This window comes from Clostridia bacterium, from assembly GCA_028698525.1.
Lineage (GTDB): Bacteria > Bacillota > Clostridia > JAQVDB01 > JAQVDB01 > JAQVDB01.
In genome coordinates this window covers 1-19,959 of record JAQVDB010000041.1, presented here as the reverse complement: position 1 = coordinate 19,959, position 19,959 = coordinate 1, and the positions used below count along the sequence as shown (strand labels likewise).

The window sequence follows — 19,959 nt, the reverse complement described above, 5'->3', positions numbered from 1 at the left end:
TACTTAATTTAAAAACAGGCGAATAGCATTTTAATGATTGTGATTTTGTGAAGCATTATTTGATCAATTATAAAACAATCATTATGTATAAATTAAAGGAGGTGTAAACTCAATGGTCCCACCGGGCTAGAGGTATACGGGATCTTGCTTGAAGAGAGTGTTATGGATTATAAATTTTCGTTTAAATCATTAAAACAAATTAACTAAGGGGGATGATGTAATGAAAAACTATTTTGCTGTCAGTACAAATACTTATCATGGGTTTAGCTTGGATGAGGCATTAAATGGTATATCCAAAGCTGGTTTTAAGTATGTTGAACTTGCTGCCGTCAAGGGATATACAGAGCATGTGGGTTGGGAGATGACAGATGATGAGCTGCAGAAAGTTAAAGATAAGCTTGACGATTATGGTCTTATGGCAATTGCGGTAAGTGGACACAGCAGTCTTCTAGAAGAGGATGGAATTGAGCTTTTTATAAAAAACATAGAACTTGCAGGTAGGTTAGGTTGTAAATATATCGTAACTTCAACAGGAGAAGCTCATGGAGATGAGTCAGTAGTAGAGGATGATTCGGCATTAGTAAATACATTAAAGGACCTTGCAGAAAAGTGCAAAGAAAACGGTGTAAAATTGGTTATCGAGACCCATGGGAATAATTACGGAAACGGAGAGGTGTTGTATAACCTTTTAAGCAAGGTTGATTCTGAATATGTAGGTATAAACTATGATACAGCAAATGCGATTTTTTACGGGAACGTAGAACCAGAAGAGGATATATTGAAATGCAAAGAAAAGCTTTATTATATACACTTGAAGGATAAGTTAGGAGAAAGGCAAGAATGGAATTTTCCGGCAGTAGGCAAGGGATATATAGATTTCAAAAAAATATTTAAAAATATCGAACAGACGGGATATCAAGGTCCCTTAAGTGTGGAGGTAGAATTTACTTCAGAGGGTCCCGGATCTCTTGAAAATGTTGATCAGGCTGTAAAGGATTCGTATGAGTATATACAAACATTGCTGTAATGGAAATTTTTAAATCAGGGGGATAAATCATATGGTTAAAGTTGGAATATTAGGGGCAGGGTTCATGGGTCGGACTCACGCAGATGCATATAAACAGTTGAAGGATGTAGAAATTTACGGTGTGTCCAACCGAAGCAGGGAAAAGGGGGAGAAGTTTTCCCAAGATTATAAATGTAGGTATTTCCAAGGTGCTGAGCAGCTGATAGAGGATGAGAATGTAGACGTAATAGATATATGTCTTCCTACGTACCTTCATGAGAAATATGCTGTTATGGCAGCCCGGCAGGGAAAACATATCTTGTTGGAAAAACCCTTTGCTTTGTCTATACAAGCTGCGCAAAACATTGTTGATGCAGTCCATCAGGCTGGAGTAAAGTTTATGGTTGCGCAAGTGGTAAGATTTTGGCCTGAATATGTGAAGATAAAGCAGATATATGATGATGGATTGCTGGGGGATATAAAAGTAGTGTATGCCAACAGGCTTGCTCAACACCCCAATTGGAGCGATTGGTTCCGTGACGTGGAGAAAGGTGGAGGTGGACTTTTTGATTTGCATCTCCATGATATCGATTATGTACGATATCTTTTAGGCCCTGTGGAGTCTGTATATGCTACAGGCAAAAAGAGCGATAACCAAGCTTGGAATCATGTGGTATCAATTCTCAATTTTAAAAATGGATCCAAGGCATGTGTGGAAGGCGCTTATGAGATGACGGATAATTATCCATTTACCATGGCTTTTAGGGCTGTAGGCCAGACAGGTACTGTAGATTTTGATTTTAGTGCTGGGTTTAATCTTGAGGATCGGGAATCGGCGATAAATAGGATGGTGTTATATCAAAATCAAAAAGATCCTGAAATTGTTTCGATAGAACAGCGTGATGCATATCTTAATGAGATCGAATATTTTATCGATTGCATAAAGAATGATAAGCCGATAGAAGTAGTTACACCTGATGAAAGCCTAGAGGTATTGAGAATAATACTTGCATTGCAAGAATCACTTGAAACGGGCAGAGTTGTAAAAATCTAATAAAACGGGGAGGGTTTGTTGTGAAAAAAAAGTTGTTTGTTTTTATCAGCCTAATTTTGATATTAGGGCTGACTGTTGCAGTTGCAGGATGTTCTACAGATGAGGGGGGACAGCAAGAGCAAACCGAGGGTGAACAGGAAAAAGAGAGTGAGGACACTGAGGCAAGCAAGGAGGGGGAAGAAGAATCTGGTCAAAAATATGTGTTTGGAAATATAAGTTGGGATAGAAATGATGTTTGGACCAATTATTCAGTGCTTGCCTTTGAATATGCAGCCCAGCAGAAGGGTGTTGAAACCATAGTGGTAGATCCTGAAGGGGATATGGAAAAACAGATTGCAGCTATGGAAGATATGATAACTAAAAAAGTTGATGCTATATCAGTATTTACTATAACTCCGGAGCTGGATGTGACTCTTGCAGATATGGCCAAGGAAGCCGGTATCCCTATTGTATTTGAGAACTCACTTCCGGGAGAAGAGGCAGAATATGTATCCTGTGTTGCCTGTCAATATGATGATATAGGATATGCTGCAGGTAAATTCATAAGCGAGACCTATCCTGATAGCAAACTGTTTTATTGTATGGGTGCTCCCGGTATGGGGATCACCGAACTATATGAAGAAGGGTTGCACAAAGCGCTGGATGAATTTGGAACGGTGGAATTAGTGGACACCCAACCCACTGATTGGGGAGCAGAACAGGCGATGAATGTTACCCAGAACTTTTTGCAGTCGGGGAAGGAATGTGATGTAATATTTGCAAACAATGAACAGATGGCTACAGGCGTTGTGAATGCCTTGAAAGACGCAGGGAAATTTGGAGAAATAAAGATTGTGGCCACCGGAGGAGGTCCTGATGGCTTGAAGATGATAGAGAGCGGAGATCTAGATGCAACGATAAGCGCTCCCGTATCCCTTCAAGGCTTGCTCACATTTAAAAACTTATGGCAACACCTAAACGGTAAGACACCTGAAAAGTTCATACCTCTTCCAGTTATACCTATTACTAAGGAGAACCTTGCTGAAGCGATATCCTGGGAGGTAGATGAGAAGGCTGTTGATTATATAGGTGGATTGGATTAAATATGTTTGCTGGCATTCTAAAATACAATATGATATTTTAGGGATTTATTTGCATAGATAAGTGGTAATAAAGCTGGTGATATCAACATGGGTATATATGATGCCTTGTAGGTTCCAAACTATCACACTATTTTTATACAATGGGGGATACAAAATGTGATATATAAGGTATCGTATATACCCTTATAAGGATAGAAAATAGGGAACCCAAAACATACAACTTGCAGTGAATGGGGTGTAGAGATGAGCGAAAGATTGCTTTATACAAAAAATATTGCAAAGACTTTTCCGGGGGTGAAGGCGCTTTCAGATATTAGCTTTGACCTTTATCAAGGAGAGGTCCATTGTATTGTAGGAGAAAATGGTGCAGGAAAATCTACATTTATAAAGATACTATCCGGTGCTCTGAAGCCGGACAGTGGGGAAATATACATAGATGACAGGCGGTTTAGTTTTCTAGACCCTTATCTTGCCCAGTCTTTAGGTGTACAGGTCATATACCAAGAGAATATATTAGTTCCTCAAATGTCTGTAGCGGAGAATGTATTCGTAGGAAGGGAGAAAACCGGAAGGTTTGGGATTATAGATTATAAGGGCATGCAGCAATACACGAAGGAGATAATAGATTTTTTGGGAATAGACCTTGATGCTACAAGCACAGTAGAGAACTTAGGAGTGGCTGATCAGCAGTTTGTAAAACTGATCAAGGCTATGGCTATGGATCCAAAAATATTGATAATGGATGAACCCACTACCATGTTTAATACAAAGGATACAGAGACGATATTGAAACTGGTGAAAGATATCAGTCAAAAAGGTATAGGAGTTATATATATATCCCATAGATTGAAAGAGATAACAAGGATAGCGGATAGGATAACGGTATTAAGAGATGGCAAGACTGTAAGCTGTTATGAAAACGGCGATGGTGTCGACTTGAATATGATAACTAGAGATATGGTAGGACGTTCTGTAGATGTTTTTTATAGAAAAGAGAAAAGTGACATAGGAGAAGAAGTTCTCAGAGTAGAGGGACTTAAACTGGATGAGGATTCAAGGCCTATAGATTTCAGTCTAAAACGAGGAGAGATTCTAGGTATAGCTGGAATGGTGGGAGCGGGTAGAACTGAAATAGTCAGAGCTATATTTGGGGCTGATAATATATTCAGTGGCAGTATTTTTTACAAAGGCAAAAAGATACAAATTAAAAATCCCAAGCAGGCAATAGAGACTGGAATAGGATTTATAACGGAAGATAGACAAAAGACGGGGCTAGCTTTAGGTTTGAGTGTAGTAAAGAATATGACTATCGCAGGATTGGATAAGTTCAGTGGAGGTTTGATCAACCTTAAACAGGAGACAGAGAATGCACAAAAATATGTAGATATGCTTGATATAAAAACTCCTTCGTTAGAACAAGAAGTGAGATTCTTAAGCGGAGGGAATCAACAAAAGGTAGTATTAGCAAGATGGTTGTTCAAAGATGTGGATGTATTCATATTTGATGAACCTACCCGTGGCATAGATGTAAACTCTAAGGCCGAAATATACAAATTAATGTCTGAACTAACTAAAGAAGGCAAGTCAATAATCATGGTATCGTCGGATATGCCTGAACTTATTGCTATGAGCGACAGAGTGATTGTAGTGAATAATGGCGAAATAAGCGATGCGGTGGCCGGTGATGATATAACTGAGGAAAATATACTTTGCAGCGCGATAGGGGTGAATGGAAATGAACAAGTTAAAAATAATATTTAAAAAGCAAACATTTTTTTTGTTGATTGTAATAATTGTTATTTCTATAGTAGTGAGCATATTGAACCCGAATTTTGCTACAGCTAACAATCTTTTTGCAGTATTCCAGCAGATAACGGTATTAGGCATAATCACTATGGCTATGTCTTTATTGTTGATATCCGGAGGCATAGACTTATCTATAGGTTCCATGATGGGTTTAAGTTGTGTAATCATATGTACCATGAGCATGAATGGAATAAGCACAGGTATTGCAGTCTTGACTGGTTTTTTAGTTTCGGTACTGTGTGGATTTATAAATGGTATAATAGTAAGTAAAAGCAGATGTATGCCGTTGATAATTACACTAGGTATGGATTATGTATATTATGGGCTAGCACTTGTTATATCTCAAGGACTTTTTTTGACCTTGGGAGGCGAGTTTAAATTTTTGGGGAGGGGTAGGATAATTGGCATACCTGTACCCATGATAATAGTTATAGTTGTTGCCATATTGACACATTTTTTACTCAAATATACAAAATACGGCAGAAGGATAGTTGCAATAGGTGGAAATGAAGAACTTGCATTTTTATCAGGTATAAATGTTGATGGTTATAAGATTGCAAATTATACATTGAGCGGTGCTATTTCAGGGTTAGCAGCATTGGTGCTGGTATCCAGACTGGGCAATGTTCTGGCTAATGTAGGAAGTGAATACGCACTCAAAGCGCTTGCAGCGGCTATCATAGGAGGAGTTACTTTTGAAGGTGGAAGAGGTACTGTTTTAGGGGTATTTTTAGGCGTTATACTGTTGGGGGTAGTATCCAATGCCATGAATATATTGAGCGTATCTTCTTATTTGCAAACAGTGGTATTAGGTATCATAATAGTCGTTGCCGTTGTGGTGAGCAATATAGATACAATAAAGAGTTAGTATGTTGGTAAAAAACTTTAATTTAACCCAATAAGCTAAGTCGCAGAAATTTTAAAATCTCCTTTTGGTAGAATGTTTGCAAAAGGAGATTTTTACATTCAAGTTATAGCACTGACTCTAAATGACAATGGTATAAAAAAGATGCTAAATTTTATTATTATTATATTTGCAATATTGGTAGGGATTAGCAGAACTTATGTGGGAGTGCATTATTTTAGCGATGTAATCCCGGGCTGGACGGCTACATCAGTGTGGATGCTGGGATTTGCTTGTAGAACCAAATATTTAATAGAGTGGGTTTGATATAATGAGCAAGACGGTGATTTGGTTTAAGAAAGACAGCAAATGCACGTGTTTTGCCCTACTTATTCTTTTTTAGGCTATAATAGAAATTTATGGATGTGGACATTTATCATTTTTATAGTAAAATGTGTATGTAGTAGGGATATCCCTGTAAATGTTGTATTAGGGCTGTTTGTACATAATTGTATGTTAATTTGCCTATAAATTTCTAATCTTTAATTATGCTAGTACTAAAGGTTAGAAATTATATAATCAAACTGCGGAGAGGAGGCAATTTTACATGAAGAAGAAGATTTTATCACTACTTATAGTATTGGTTCTTGTATTCTCACTAGTAGCATGCGGAGGTTCTGAAGGGAATGACGTTGATGTGGATGGCGGTGAAGGAACTGATATAGAAGAGCAGGAAGATGTAAACCCAGAGGAAGAATCCGAACAGGATGAAGTCGATGATGTAGATACAGAAGACGATGCTGATGTAGAAGATGCAGAATAGATTATTACACAAAAAATACCGGTCATTAAATTATGACCGGTATTTTTTTATTAAAATTCAAAAAGGGAAAGGGAAAAGTAAAATAATGTAGAAATCTATAAATGATAGAAATTGATAAAATAAGTATAAAATACAAATATTTATTTGTAAAATTTCAATAGGGGGGATAGTTACCATGTGTGATACTGTGGCGTTATTTTGCAGGGATGGAAGTGGTCGTTCTTTTTTTGGCAAAAACTCAGATAGGGAACCTGGAGAACCTCAAATAGTTTATTTTTCCAAGGATGCTGTGGATGAATTTAAGTCAAGACCATATATTGAGGCCTCACCTAAATATATCAAAGGTCCATTTTTAGCTCTCAAATCTATCTTTGATAAGTTTGACAATAAATATAGTGCATTGATATCCCGTCCTGTATGGATGTGGGGAGCAGAGATGGGGGTAAATCAATTTGGTTTATCTATAGGCAATGAAGCGGTTTTTTCAAAGGCAAAGGTGTCTGATGATGCCTTGCTAGGTATGGATATATTGAGGTTGGCATTGCACAACTGTAAAGATGCCAAACAGGCTGTAAGTTTCATTACAAGGTTGATAAATGAGTATGGACAGGGAGGGGACGGTGGGTATAGAGGCTCTTTGAAGTATCACAATTCTTTTATAATAAAAGACTTTGATCAAGGGTACATATTAGAAACGTGCGGTAAACATTGGGCACTGAAAGAAATTCGTGACGTTGCAGCCATATCAAATTCCTATTCCATAACAGATGATTTTTGTAAAGCGGATCTTGAAACTGACAGGCCCTATAATTTTAAGGCAAGGCATGAAAATAAATTGGTCAGTTTTTTTACTAAGGGGGATTACAGAAGAAATTATGCTTATAATTATCTAAAGAGCAATGATGGAAATTTGAAATGTATCATGAGTCTCTTAAGATCCCACATAAGTCCAAGTCAAAAGATGAAGAAGGGCATGAAATCTATCTGCATACATCCTGGTACATTTATAAAGTCAGAAACTACCTCTTCCATGATAGTAGATTACATAAATGATATATTCATAGTATGGTTTACTGGTTGTTCTCATCCTTGCGTGTCGCTGTTTAAACCGATAGTTTTTTCTGATGGCAAAACAGCTCAAGGCTTTGATGATATGGATTTTTCCATCGAATATTGCAAAAACGCAACAGATCTATCAAGGGTATTGGTAAAGAATTACTCCTTATTTTTAAATAATATTAAACCTATAAGGGATAAATATCAATCCGACTTCAAACAAACCATATACCAGAACATATACGCTAAAGAGCCTGAACAACTTATTTTTGAAAGTGAAAAGTGTATTGCTATGGAAAGTGAGTATGTGGATCAAGTAAAACAGATGATATAGAAAAGTTGGGTTATAAGGTAAATGATCTATTTAGCTTTGAATAGATCATTTACCTTATCTTGTAAGAATACTTTATTGTATCTTATTGTGCTCTGTTTTTTATACTTTCTATATCCCTCATCTATACATTGATTACATGCATTCCTGGGTATTGATATGGCAAAGATTGAATCTTTACCGCCTCTGCTAGCATTGGATTTTATTATTATAAGACCGGGACATTTTTTGCATACCTTGATGTTTTCAGTTTGATGTTCCATTATTCCATCAGTATCGTAGTAAATCTGTCTCTGTCTTGTAACCCACTGTCTTCCTTTCAGCGCTTTTTGGGAGATTTGGTCTTTGTTTTTCCACGCTACATATATTTGTTCACATACTCTTTTGATATATTCTGTTATTTCTGGTGCTTGTTTTATTTTATCAGGGTGGTAGTCCGGCTCTTTTATACCGCTATAGTCCACTCCTGCCATTGCAAGCATTATCCCTAGATTGATGTAAGGTAGAGCCCCTTCTATAGAATAGCCCCCTTCTAGCACTGCTATATCCGGGTCAAGCTTGTCATTGAGCTTTGCATATCCCTGTGCTGTAAAATTCATATTTGTTATAGGGTCAGTGTAGTGATTGTCCTGACCAGCAGAGTTTATCGTAAGGTCTGGTTTATATTCCTCTAATATAGGGAGTACTAAATTATCCAGCACGTATAGAAAACCTTGTTCACCTGTTCCAGGAGGAAGCGGTATATTTATGTTATAACCGATTGCCCCGGGGCCTCCGAATTCTTCTACAAAGCCGGTTCCAGGGAACAAAGTTCTTCCATCCTGATGAAACGATATAAACAGTGTTTGATCATCATTCCAATAGATATCTTGGGTCCCATCACCATGATGGCAGTCTGTATCCACTATTGCAATCTTTTTATTTCCATAGTGCTGTCTTATATTTTCCACCATTACAGCTTCGATATTTATTATACAAAAGCCTCTGTCACCATAGACTACTCTGTGTGCATGGTGCCCTGGCGGCCTCACTATTGCGAAGGATTTATCAGTTTGGTTTTCCATAACGCACTTGGCAGCAGTTATAGCACCACCTGCAGAAATAAGATGAGGTTGTGGGACTACCGATTTTACATCAGGGTAGCAAAAATGAACCCTTTGTATATCTTTTTCAGTGGCCAGTTCTGGATTATAGGTCTTTATTCCTTTTATATCAAATATGCCTTCTTCTCTTATCTGATCCATAGTGTATAACAGTCTTTCTTCTCTCTCGGGATGGGACGGGGTTATCGCCCAATCAAATGCAGGGAAGAATACAATACCTAGTTTGTTTTTTGCTTCAATCAATTTGCGCGCCTCCTTTTTCCATCGGTTTTGGATGTTTGTAAATAAGTCCGGGTTTTACCTGTGCTGATACACGTATATTTTTACCGGTGACAAAAAAGCCTCTCACCATATTAAAGCTATTTTCTTCGGTAATTTCAATAGGCACATTTTGGTTGCCAAAACCGGTTTTTTCAACGTGGGTTTTTATAAGCTCTGCCGCATCCTGTTTTGCATTTGAAAGAGTGTAATTGCTGCTGATATGTTGGTATAAACCTATTTCAGGGACTGAAAGTATTTTTCTTTCAGTATCTGCCAAGAGCGTGAGCTCAAATGTATTTCTGGTCAAAGCTGCACCTACTGCATTTGTAATCTCATAATTGTGCGGGACGGTATATGGGAGGTTCAGCTTTTTACTTATAATAGGAGCCGTTGCTTTTGCAGGCCCTCCTATTATCATCATGCTGCGTGGTTTTATTTTTTTACCGTGTAATAGCTCATGTATGGTATAAACAGGATGTCTGTTTATTTCTCTTAGTATATTGTCAATGTTGTGTTTTAATATGCTGCCAAAGGTATCATATATTTTTTGTGCGGCTTGTAAAGGTGAAATATTTAATTTTTTACCAATATCCGCCATGGCACCTTTTGCCTTTTGTGAGTTGCCGATGTGCATCAGCCCCAAAGCTATCATGGCATCGGTAGGGGTAGGTATAGTGCCTCCCAGTGCTATTGGCGGTCCCTTACGTTCAGGACCTATCTTTATGTTTCCCTCTTTGCTCACCACCACTGCACTGTCTCCTCCTAGACCGATGGATGTGCTATGAATAGCCCGTACCAAAGTGGGATAATTTGATATGGTGATTCCCTCCGGTTCAAAAAGTGGAACTCCGTCTGCAGTAAATGAGATATCTGTAGTAGTTCCCCCTATATCAAGAAATATGGAATCAGCATTTGAATCAGTCATAGCCAGGCAGCCCATCACGCTGGCTGCAGGACCAGATAATATAGTTTGAACAGGATGTTTTTCCGAGTCGTTTAAATTAATGGTCCCTCCATCAGCCTTCAATATATGTATCGGTACTTCCAGTCCTTTTGTACTACATGCTTTCTTTATGGCAGTAGAAAACTCCATAAATGACGAAGATACTGCTGAGTTCAGATATGAAGTGTATATCCTTCTAGGGAAATTTAGCTTGCCGGATAGTGTATGACCTGCTGTGACAGGCTGGAATCCGTTGGATATTAGCATATCAGTTATTTGTTTTTCATGCATGGGGTTTCTTGTGCAGAATTTGCATACAATGGCAGCGCTGTTTATATTTTTGTCAGATATGGATTTAAGCTCTTTTTTTACCTGTGCTATGTTTATAGGTTTTATTTCTCTACCCCTATGGTCTATATAACCTTCCAGAAATACATTGTAATCACCACATGCAAAATTGGAAGGGCTTAATCCTGGACCAGATTCTATGAACATAGCTACAGGTTGGGTTTTATTTTCCACTATTGCATTTGTAGATATGGTTGTACTTAAATTTATCTTTTCTATTTTTTTTATGTCGTTACCTTTCATCAATTGCTCAATGGTTTCCCATATGCAGCCCAAAAGATTTGTCTTATCAGTAGGATATTTAGCTGTGTCAATTATCTGTTTATTATCTATAAGTACAGCATCTACATGGGTGCCGCCGGTATCTAAACCTATGATCAATTTCTACGCCTCCTTGAAATATTTGGAATAGCTCTAATTAAGATTATATTAGTACTAGGACAATTATTCAAGTTTGCATAGGTTTTAGATATTAAAACATGGTTATTATAGATATATATACTTATGGAAGAATGGGGTGGTTATTTATGGATTGCCAGAAAAAGAGAGTATTGGTATGGGAGATAGTAGGTGTTTTAATTATTTTAGGGATATCTAGTCTTCTGCATTTTTGTTTTGAGTGGAGCGGGAACTTTAAGCCGTTGGCAGTATTTTGTGCTGTAAACGGAAGCACTTGGGAGCATCTAAAAATAGGATTTTGGGGTGCTGCATTCTATAGCCTGATAGAGTATTTTGTTTTTCTCAAAAGAAATAAAAATTTTGTTTTTGCAAAGACGCTATCCTTTTATTTAATCGTCATTTTGACAGCTTTATTTGCATTCATATTCAGGGATCTGTTTAAGATAGAGATGTTAGCAGTTGACATATTATATTTTACAGCTGCCATTTTTATTGCACAATTGATAAGTTATAAAATATTGATCAGTCATAGTAACTATAGAGTATATAGACCGTTTGCATTGATTGCTTTGGTCATAATAATTGCTGCCTTTAGTCTGCTTACTTATTTTCCTGTTGAAATAGGAATATTCAAGGATCCCGTTGAAGGAGGATATGGTTTGTAGGTTTTGAAGTTAGATTAAATAAGAAAATAAATTACAGGCGGGGCTAAAATTAAGCCCACAGCCTGACTGATTTTATTAAACTATCTTTCTTGCTTCTAGGTAATATCTTTTTTCTTCAGCTTCTCCCATAGAGAATGTCTTTCTAGGGAGCACTCCGTCCAATATTATAGTCTTAAAAAGCTGATTTTTAGGCATAGGCGGAAGCAGAAAGCCTATATTTCCATCTTTAGATGAGAGTGTTTGAACTGCTTTCTGTCCGTGTATGTAATCGATGGATGATTCAGCATGCACATTTAAATATTCATCTAAAAATGACTGCAGGGAACCTACTGCAAGATTGTGTATAGGGTTTTTTATTTCAAAAATGCCTGTTTTGTTTTCAAACATAAATATCAATTTATGAGTATTGATTTCGGTTGTCTTTAATTGGCTGATATCCGGCTGTCCTTCAGTATATGTGCAGACAGAGTCCTTAAAATAGCTTTTCATTTGGTGGATTATCTCTTGGGCATTGACATTAAACACAACTCTATGTATAGGCTCAAAGCTAATCCCTTGATCATGGATGTTTACAAGTTCTACCAGCGCATATCTTGCAGGATGATTTTCTATCTGATTTTGGTTCAATGATTGTTTGATTTTTTCCCAACAAGCCTTAGCGGTAGCTAAAGAATGATTTCCGTCTCCCACGGCAAACAATAAAGGTTTAGTGTTTTCATTTACCCCATACTTTTGAGAAAAAACTTGAGGATGGCAGAGAGATTCCAAAGCATTTAAAATGTTTTGTATCATTTGTTTATCGTCGACTTTATAGCCTTCAATGTGTCCGCCGTCCAGCATAAGATCAAAATCATATAATTTTTGCATTCTATCTATATTATCAGCTAGGGGTTCTATCACAGTTTTTCCCGGATCATCTATCAATATCATTATATGGGGAAGTTCTATAGCTGCGTTTTGGCGTATCTTCATCCTGGGTGGTATTCTGTCCAGCACTGTACCTTCTGTTGCTCTTATCAGGGTATCAGCACCTCTATTGTAATCATATTGTTCAAGGTCAAGGGCTATGATGAGTCCTTTTCTGGAAGGTGTGTGTGCAGTTTGTCTGTCCAGATAAACGAATCCTGGGTCTTGCTGTTTCAATATTCCCTGAGAGATATATTGCTGCATTGTATTATGTATGTCTGAAATTCTTTTATCTTTATCGTCATCGTTTAGATATACTTCGGGAAATATAAGATTAAGAGTGGAAGGGGAATCTGCCACCGTTTCACTTGCTTTTTCCCAATACTCCGGCTGTGAAGTATACTGGTCACAGGCGATTATCGACCATTTTTTCATGTCTATATCCTTTTTTGGAAGCATTATAGAGGGAACAGCCACCCCGATTTTATTATTATGTATCATATTTTTACAATCCTCCATTTAAACGTTTATTTTAAAAACAAGCTTATTATTGTTATATAAATCCATATAAAGTTCAGGTTAAACATCGAATAGGGACTTGCATGAATGGTCTTGCATACAAGCCCGGTACGTAATTGCTATTATCCTTGCAAATACAGTAGTTCCGGGCGAGTATAATCCCATCGTGCACTATATTATATATAAATATATTATAGTGCGGTACATTAAGTCGCAACTCCGAGTATTATATGTGTCCTTTACAATAAAAGTTTAACCCATAAAAAACAAAAGGTCAACAAAACAAAACAGGTTAAATCCAAGTTGGATTTAACCTGTTTTAATGATGAGTATTATTCTTCTGCAAGTTTTTTATATGCTTTATATCTTTCTTTTGTATCCTGTTCTGCTCTCTTGAACAGTTCTTCTGCTCTATCTGGGAATGTCCTGAGCAGCGATGAATAACGTACTTCACCCATCAAGAAGTCTTTCACTGATCCTGTAGGCTCTTTAGAATCAAGTGTGAATGGGTTTTTACCTTGTTCTTTCAATAGAGGATTATATCTGTACAGATGCCAGTAGCCTGTTTCAACTGCTTTTTTAGTTTCTTCCTGTGCACATCCCATTCCCTTAGTTATACCATGGTTTATACATGGAGCATAAGCGATTACCAGTGAAGGACCTGGATAGTTTTCTGCTTCTGTAAGCGCCTTGATCAACTGATTCTGGCTGGCACCCATTGCCACTTGTGCTACGTATACATAGCCGTAAGTCATAGCTATACGGCCTAGATCTTTTTTCTTCACATCTTTACCGGCAGCTGCGAATTTAGCCACTGCACCGGTAGGAGTCGATTTAGATGATTGACCACCTGTATTTGAATATACCTCTGTATCAAATACCAGCACATTTATATCTTCTCCTGATGCAAGTACATGGTCTAGACCTCCAAAGCCTATATCATATGCCCAACCATCTCCTCCAAATACCCAGAAGGATTTTTTAATCAGGAAGTCTTTTTTGTCAGCTATTTCATCTAATATAGATTTTAATTCGTTATCATCAGTTTTATACTGTTCAATTATATTTATCAGATTTGCAGATGCAACCTTTGATTTTTCGCCATCTAGCATTGTATCTAACCATTCTTGAAGAGCAGACTTGAGCTGTTCATCCATGTCTTTTTCCAGTGCTTTTTCACACAGATCTGCAATTTTGTTTCTCATCTGTTTTACGCCTAACAGCATTCCGAATCCGTATTCAGCGTTGTCTTCAAAGAGGGAGTTTGCCCATGCAGGACCTCGGCCGTTTTTGTCCGTAGTATATGGAGTTGTAGGCGCACTACCTCCCCATATGGACGAACATCCTGTAGCATTGGCTATCATCATCCTGTCGCCAAACAATTGTGTGACCAGTTTTGCGTACGGTGTTTCACCGCAGCCGGCACATGCTCCGGAGAATTCAAGAAGTGGCTGTTCAAACTGACTGCCTTTAACTGTGTTCTTTCTTGAAGGATTATCCTTATGAGGAACATTAACAGCGTATTCCCAATTTTCAACCTGATCGGTCTGTGTTTCAAGGGGCTTCATTACCAATGCCTTTTCTTTCGCAGGACAGACCTGAGCACAGTTCCCACAACCGGTACAATCTGATGGAGATACCTGGATTCTAAAGCTATAGTCTTCAAATCCTTTACCTCTAGCCTTTATGGTATCGAAGTTTTCAGGTGCATTTTTAGCTTCTTCTTCATTTACCAAGAAAGGTCTTATAGCAGCATGGGGACATACATATGAGCACTGGTTACACTGTATACATTTATCCGCCTGCCATTCAGGAACTACAACTGCAATGCCCCTCTTTTCATATTTTGCAGTTCCGTGAGGGAATGTACCGTCTTCTTTTCCAACAAATGCACTTACAGGTAGTTTGTCTCCTTGCTGTTTGTTAACCGGTTCAAGGATTTCTTTAACAAATTCTGGAACATCTCTTTCTTCATCTATAGTTTGATCTTGTGCATTTGCCCATTCTTTCGGGATTTCAACTTTGTTTAAAGATTTTATTCCCTGCTCAACTGCTTCAAAGTTCATATTAACTACTTTTTCGCCTTTTTTGCCGTAGCTAGTTTTAATAGCTTTTTTCATATATTCTACTGCATCATCTATAGGTATTATATCTGCCAATTTGAAGAAGGATGCTTGCATTATCATATTTATTCTGCCGCCTAGGCCTATTTCTCTAGCTATATTCACAGCATCTATTGTATAAAAGCTGATGTTGTGATTTGCAATGAATCTCTTCATATCTGCAGGCAGATGCTTATCAAGCTCTTCTTTATCCCAACCGCAGTTCAACAAAAATACTCCGTTATCCTTGAGGTCGGATACCATATCATATTTTCCTACATATGATGGGTTATGACATGCTACAAAGTTCGCTTTGTTTACAAGATATGTGGACTTTATAGGATTCTTGCCAAATCTTAAGTGGGATATTGTTACTCCACCTGACTTTTTAGAGTCATATGAGAAATATCCTTGTGCATACATATCTGTGTGGTCGCCTATTATCTTTATAGCATTTTTATTTGCACCAACAGTTCCGTCTGAACCTAATCCCCAGAATTTACAGCTGATGGTACCTTCTGCAGAAGTATCTATCTCTGGGCCTGTCTCTAAAGATAGATTAGTAACATCATCTACAATACCTATTGTAAAATGGTTTTTGGGATCCTGTTGTTTTAGGTTATCGAATACTGCAATGATCTGTGCAGGAGTAGTATCCTTTGAACCTAGGCCATATCTACCGCCTACAATTACAGGACTGTTAGCTGCTTCGTAGTATGCTGTGCGAATATCTTCATACAATGGTTCGCCAATTGAACCTGGCTCTTTGGTCCTATCAAGTACAGCGATGCTTTTAACTGTTTCAGGAACGCAGCTTAAAAGATGTTTAACTGAGAATGGTCTATAAAGTCTGACCTTAACCAGTCCAACCTTTTCACCTTTGGAATTCAAATAATCCACTGTTTCTTCTATGGTGTCACATACTGAACCCATGGCTATTATGATACGTTCAGCATCTTCTGCTCCATAGTAGTTAAACAATTGATAGTTTCTTCCTGTTAATTTGTTTATTTGGTGCATGTAGTTTTCAACTATTTCGGGTACTGCTAAATAAAACTTATTTGAAGATTCTCTAGCCTGGAAGAAGATGTCTGGATTTTGTGCAGTTCCTCTTGTGACCGGATGTTCCGGATTTAATGCGTTGTCTCTAAATCTTTTTATTGCATCATAATCCACTAGACTGGCAAGGTCATCGTAGTCCAGGGCTTCTATTTTTTGTATTTCATGTGACGTTCTGAATCCATCAAAGAAATGAAGGAAAGGAACGCGAGATTTAATAGCAGACAAGTGTGCTACAGCACCTAAGTCCATTACTTCTTGTACGTTTGTGGATGCAAGAAGCGCAAAACCAGTTTGACGACATGCCATCACATCAGAATGATCACCGAATATTGAGAGTGCGTGTGATGCTAAAGCACGTGCACTTACATGGAATACGCCAGGAAGCAGTTCACCAGCTATTTTATACATATTTGGAATCATCAAAAGAAGTCCTTGTGAGGCGGTGAATGTAGTTGTAAGTGCCCCTGAGGCTAATGAACCATGAACAGCTCCTGCTGCACCCCCTTCTGATTGCATTTCTGCAACGCTTACTTCTTGTCCGAAAATGTTTTTTCTCCCATTAGCACTCCATTCATCAACATATTCTGCCATTGTGGATGATGGGGTAATAGGATAGATGGCAGCAACGTCAGTAAATGCGTATGACACATAAGCAGCCGCTGTATTGCCATCCATTGTCTTCATGTTTTTTTTGACCATGATTTTGTCCCCCTTGTACAACATATATTATTTATTATTACAGATATCCTGATTTAAACCTTATAACCAATAATATATATTTTGGATTTAAAATTTGGACATCTATTTTCATAGACTGTGAATATATTCAATCTATGTATTTAGCTTTATCGTTAAAATTCATATTATAATATGAATGTCTAATTAGATAATATCATTTGATTATATACAATACAATACAATATAAAAAATATATAATACTTATTCACTCAACACTTTTTGTAAAGAAAGACTATAATTTTGAGAAAGGCCGTAAGATTTTCCCCACTTTGCTACAGGTCTTGAAGGGGTGCCCTTTTTTACAAGTATAACATATCCTATATTTCCACTGTTCAATTCTACTTTGCCATCCCTTCTTCCACGATGAAAAAGTGCCCACTGAGACACTAAAGGAGATAACCATTATTTGCACCATACAACAATAACATGTACAAATAATATTATACTATCATACTTGATAAATCAAAATTCAAAGTTTGTTTTCAACAAAAAATTATGAAATCTATGCATATCTATTATATTTCTACCTTATTTTCTTATCTCCTTTTTAAAAATTAATAATTTTAATAAAAATAAGCTATAATCTATCGACCATGGTTTTTAGCACCTTATCGAAGGGCATGCAACCTATTTGATCCATTATCTTCTCAAGTTGTGTTTCCCTTTTTAAGGTACCTGTAAGCAATATTTGAACTGTCTGGTCTTTATCCAACAGTATGGACTCGACTTCCAGCACATTTGCAAGTATCCCTGATATTACCAACAGTTGAGAAGGGGTTAATTCTAATCTTTTGCATTCTTTATTAGGGTTGTTCTTATGTTTGATATTTTTATTTTCCGATCCGTTTTTACCCATAATTTCTCTTATCATTGATTCTAACTCTTTTGATGAAAACATTATCTTCCTCCTAGGCAAATATTGGATACAGAATCAGGGTATAACAATTGTTTCATCAGGAACCTCGGTAGGCCTTCCAATTCCAGTTACAAATATAAAAAATAATAAGGAGATTATGATCAGCAAAACATCATGTTGAAAGTCTTTGCAGCTTGACATACAAGTCACTCCTTTGTATTCTATAATATATTTTATATTATGTTGGAATAGCATAAAAAGTGAATTAGAAAGGCTAAACAAACAATAATATATTTAATATAATAAAATTTTAGTATAGTTTTTACAGATTAGGATAAATTGTGTTACAATCTAATAGTGGATTAAAGGCTGGTATCAGGTAGTAAGGGGGGATTAATATGCAAAAATGCGGAATTGTAAAATTGATAATTTGCTGTTTGGCTTTGATATTTTTATTATCAGGATGTTTACAAACACAAAAAGAGTTCGGGTTAAACCCTAAAGAGCCCATTTCTATTCAAATATGGCATTATTACAATGGCCCCCAGAAAATGGCTTTTGATGACATGGTTATGGAATTTAACGAGACTGTAGGGCTTGAAAAGGGAATTATTGTAGAAGCCTTTAGCCAAGGTAACGTAGATGATCTGGAGAGAAAATTAATTGAAGCTGTTAATAAAAAAATAGGAGCAGGAGAAATTCCGGATATTTTTGCAGCCTATGCGGATACTGCTTATCAGGTTGATAGATTAGGTCTTTTGGTAGATTTGGAAAGCTATCTTACCCCTGATGAGATAGATGAATATATAGATTCATATATTGAGGAGGGGCGTTTTTACGATAATGATGGAGTCAAAATTTTCCCAATTGCCAAGGCTACTGAAATTATGATGTTAAACAAAACAGATTGGGATAAATTTGCTAAAGACACTGGAGCCCGAATAGAGGACTTAAAGACTTGGGAGGGGATAGCCAGGACTGCTGAAAAATATTATGATTGGACAGATAGCTTGACTTCAACGCCAGATGATGGCAAGGCCTTTTTTGGTAGGGATGCGATGGCAAACTATATTATAGTGGGTTCCAAGCAGCTTGGCCAAGAGATATTCGATGTAAAAAATGGACAAGTTAATTTAACTATAGATGATGATATTATGCGTAGACTATGGGATAATTTTTATATCCCATATATAAATGGATATTATAAGGCCGTTGGGAAGTTCCGCTCCGAAGATGCCAAGACAGGAGAAATAATAGCTCTTGTGTGTTCAACATCAGGTGTTGTATATTTTCCTGAAAGCGTTATTACTGATGATAATGAGGGGTATGATATTGAGACCATGGTATTGCCCTTACCTAATTTTGAAAATACTACTCCATGTGCAGTCCAACAGGGGGCCGGTATGGCTGTTGTTAAATCGGATAAAACCCATGAATATGCATCCGTTGAGTTTTTAAAATGGTTTACCCATAGGGATAGAAATGCAAAATTCTGTATAGAATCAGGATATATGCCGGTCAAAAAAGAATCAAATGAAATTCAATTTATACAAGAATATATGGCTGATAATGAAAAGATTACAAATCAGTTGTATCTTTCAGTTCCTGTGGTTGTGAGCCAGCTACAAAACTATGAGCTGTATACGAATAAGCCCTTTGAAAATGGTACAGATGCAAGGGTTGTCTTAACAAACTCTTTAATAGACAAGGCAAAATCGGACAGAGATAAAATTGTTAACCTATTAGACCAAGGTATGACACGGGACCAAGCTGTCAGTCAATTTGCCACAGATGAAAACTTTAATAAGTGGCTGTTGGAATTTAAAAAGAGCTTACAAGATGTAATAGAATAAAGAACCTATGGGAAAAGGTGGAAGTATCACTGTGGAAAAATCAGGTTTTGATGGCAACTCAATAATAGCAAGATTGTTATTTGTTATGCTTGCAGTTTTATTTGTCCAGGCGTTGGTGTTTGCAGGTGTTATTTTATATGGAGGCACAATAGAGGAGCTTAACAACAATTCATTTGAAATATTAAATCAACGTGTGACTGGT

The 19,959-nt window shown here is 37.1% G+C and carries 17 protein-coding genes; 10 read left to right on the top strand and 7 right to left on the bottom strand.

Going from position 1 to position 19,959, the window contains the following annotated elements; genetic code table 11:
• The first annotated feature begins 220 nt into the window (after positions 1 to 220).
• From PHP06_07455 to PHP06_07420, 8 genes are all read left to right on the top strand, one after another.
• Positions 221 to 1,027, top strand: coding sequence for a sugar phosphate isomerase/epimerase (locus tag PHP06_07455; GenBank protein ID MDD3840398.1), 807 nt, complete (start codon positions 221 to 223; stop codon positions 1,025 to 1,027).
• 31 nt (positions 1,028 to 1,058) lie between these two features.
• Positions 1,059 to 2,060: a Gfo/Idh/MocA family oxidoreductase gene (locus PHP06_07450; protein MDD3840397.1), complete on the top strand. Its 1,002-nt coding sequence runs from the start codon at positions 1,059 to 1,061 to the stop codon at positions 2,058 to 2,060.
• Positions 2,061 to 2,080: 20 nt separating this feature from the next.
• Positions 2,081 to 3,142, top strand: a complete 1,062-nt coding sequence (locus PHP06_07445) for a sugar ABC transporter substrate-binding protein (protein MDD3840396.1) — start codon at positions 2,081 to 2,083, stop codon at positions 3,140 to 3,142.
• Between the two features lie 243 nt (positions 3,143 to 3,385).
• Positions 3,386 to 4,903 carry a sugar ABC transporter ATP-binding protein gene (locus PHP06_07440; GenBank protein ID MDD3840395.1) on the top strand — a complete coding sequence of 506 codons (1,518 nt, stop codon included), beginning with the start codon at positions 3,386 to 3,388 and terminating at the stop codon, positions 4,901 to 4,903.
• Positions 4,878 to 5,816 carry an ABC transporter permease gene (locus tag PHP06_07435; protein ID MDD3840394.1) on the top strand — a complete coding sequence of 313 codons (939 nt, stop codon included), beginning with the start codon at positions 4,878 to 4,880 and terminating at the stop codon, positions 5,814 to 5,816. The genes PHP06_07440 and PHP06_07435 overlap by 26 nt, the downstream gene beginning before the upstream one ends.
• A gap of 72 nt (positions 5,817 to 5,888) precedes the next feature.
• Positions 5,889 to 6,119, top strand: a complete 231-nt coding sequence (locus PHP06_07430) for a phosphatase PAP2 family protein (protein MDD3840393.1) — start codon at positions 5,889 to 5,891, stop codon at positions 6,117 to 6,119.
• 280 nt (positions 6,120 to 6,399) lie between these two features.
• Complete coding sequence (locus PHP06_07425) at positions 6,400 to 6,615, top strand: hypothetical protein (GenBank protein ID MDD3840392.1); 216 nt, start codon at positions 6,400 to 6,402, stop codon at positions 6,613 to 6,615.
• A 175-nt stretch (positions 6,616 to 6,790) separates the two neighbouring features.
• Positions 6,791 to 8,005, top strand: a complete 1,215-nt coding sequence (locus tag PHP06_07420; protein ID MDD3840391.1) for a peptidase U34 — start codon at positions 6,791 to 6,793, stop codon at positions 8,003 to 8,005.
• Positions 8,006 to 8,031: 26 nt separating this feature from the next.
• Here PHP06_07420 and PHP06_07415 read toward each other — a convergent pair whose 3' ends face one another.
• Complete coding sequence (locus PHP06_07415) at positions 8,032 to 9,348, bottom strand: histone deacetylase (GenBank protein ID MDD3840390.1); 1,317 nt, start codon at positions 9,346 to 9,348, stop codon at positions 8,032 to 8,034.
• Entirely contained in the window at positions 9,341 to 11,038 is a 1,698-nt protein-coding gene (locus tag PHP06_07410) for a hydantoinase/oxoprolinase family protein (GenBank protein MDD3840389.1), read from the bottom strand. The genes PHP06_07415 and PHP06_07410 overlap by 8 nt, the downstream gene beginning before the upstream one ends.
• Positions 11,039 to 11,184: 146 nt before the next feature.
• On the opposite strand from PHP06_07410, the gene PHP06_07405 reads away from it, so the two are divergent.
• The gene (locus PHP06_07405) at positions 11,185 to 11,721 is read left to right on the top strand and encodes a DUF6512 family protein (protein ID MDD3840388.1); all 537 of its coding nucleotides are present in this window, start codon (positions 11,185 to 11,187) and stop codon (positions 11,719 to 11,721) included.
• 75 nt (positions 11,722 to 11,796) lie between these two features.
• On the opposite strand, the gene PHP06_07400 is transcribed toward PHP06_07405, so the two are convergent.
• From PHP06_07400 to PHP06_07380, 5 genes are all read right to left on the bottom strand, one after another.
• Positions 11,797 to 13,128 carry a DUF1015 domain-containing protein gene (locus PHP06_07400; protein MDD3840387.1) on the bottom strand — a complete coding sequence of 444 codons (1,332 nt, stop codon included), beginning with the start codon at positions 13,126 to 13,128 and terminating at the stop codon, positions 11,797 to 11,799.
• Positions 13,129 to 13,478: 350 nt separating this feature from the next.
• Entirely contained in the window at positions 13,479 to 17,009 is a 3,531-nt protein-coding gene (nifJ, locus tag PHP06_07395) for a pyruvate:ferredoxin (flavodoxin) oxidoreductase (GenBank protein MDD3840386.1), read from the bottom strand.
• A 240-nt stretch (positions 17,010 to 17,249) separates the two neighbouring features.
• A complete protein-coding gene (locus tag PHP06_07390) occupies positions 17,250 to 17,435 on the bottom strand; it encodes a hypothetical protein (GenBank protein ID MDD3840385.1) in 186 nt (61 codons plus the stop codon).
• A gap of 190 nt (positions 17,436 to 17,625) precedes the next feature.
• Positions 17,626 to 17,946 carry a hypothetical protein gene (locus PHP06_07385; protein MDD3840384.1) on the bottom strand — a complete coding sequence of 107 codons (321 nt, stop codon included), beginning with the start codon at positions 17,944 to 17,946 and terminating at the stop codon, positions 17,626 to 17,628.
• A gap of 33 nt (positions 17,947 to 17,979) precedes the next feature.
• Positions 17,980 to 18,105: a hypothetical protein gene (locus PHP06_07380; protein ID MDD3840383.1), complete on the bottom strand. Its 126-nt coding sequence runs from the start codon at positions 18,103 to 18,105 to the stop codon at positions 17,980 to 17,982.
• A gap of 197 nt (positions 18,106 to 18,302) precedes the next feature.
• Between PHP06_07380 and PHP06_07375 the strand changes: the two genes are divergently transcribed.
• Positions 18,303 to 19,757 carry an extracellular solute-binding protein gene (locus tag PHP06_07375; protein ID MDD3840382.1) on the top strand — a complete coding sequence of 485 codons (1,455 nt, stop codon included), beginning with the start codon at positions 18,303 to 18,305 and terminating at the stop codon, positions 19,755 to 19,757.
• The last annotated feature ends 202 nt before the right edge of the window (positions 19,758 to 19,959 follow it).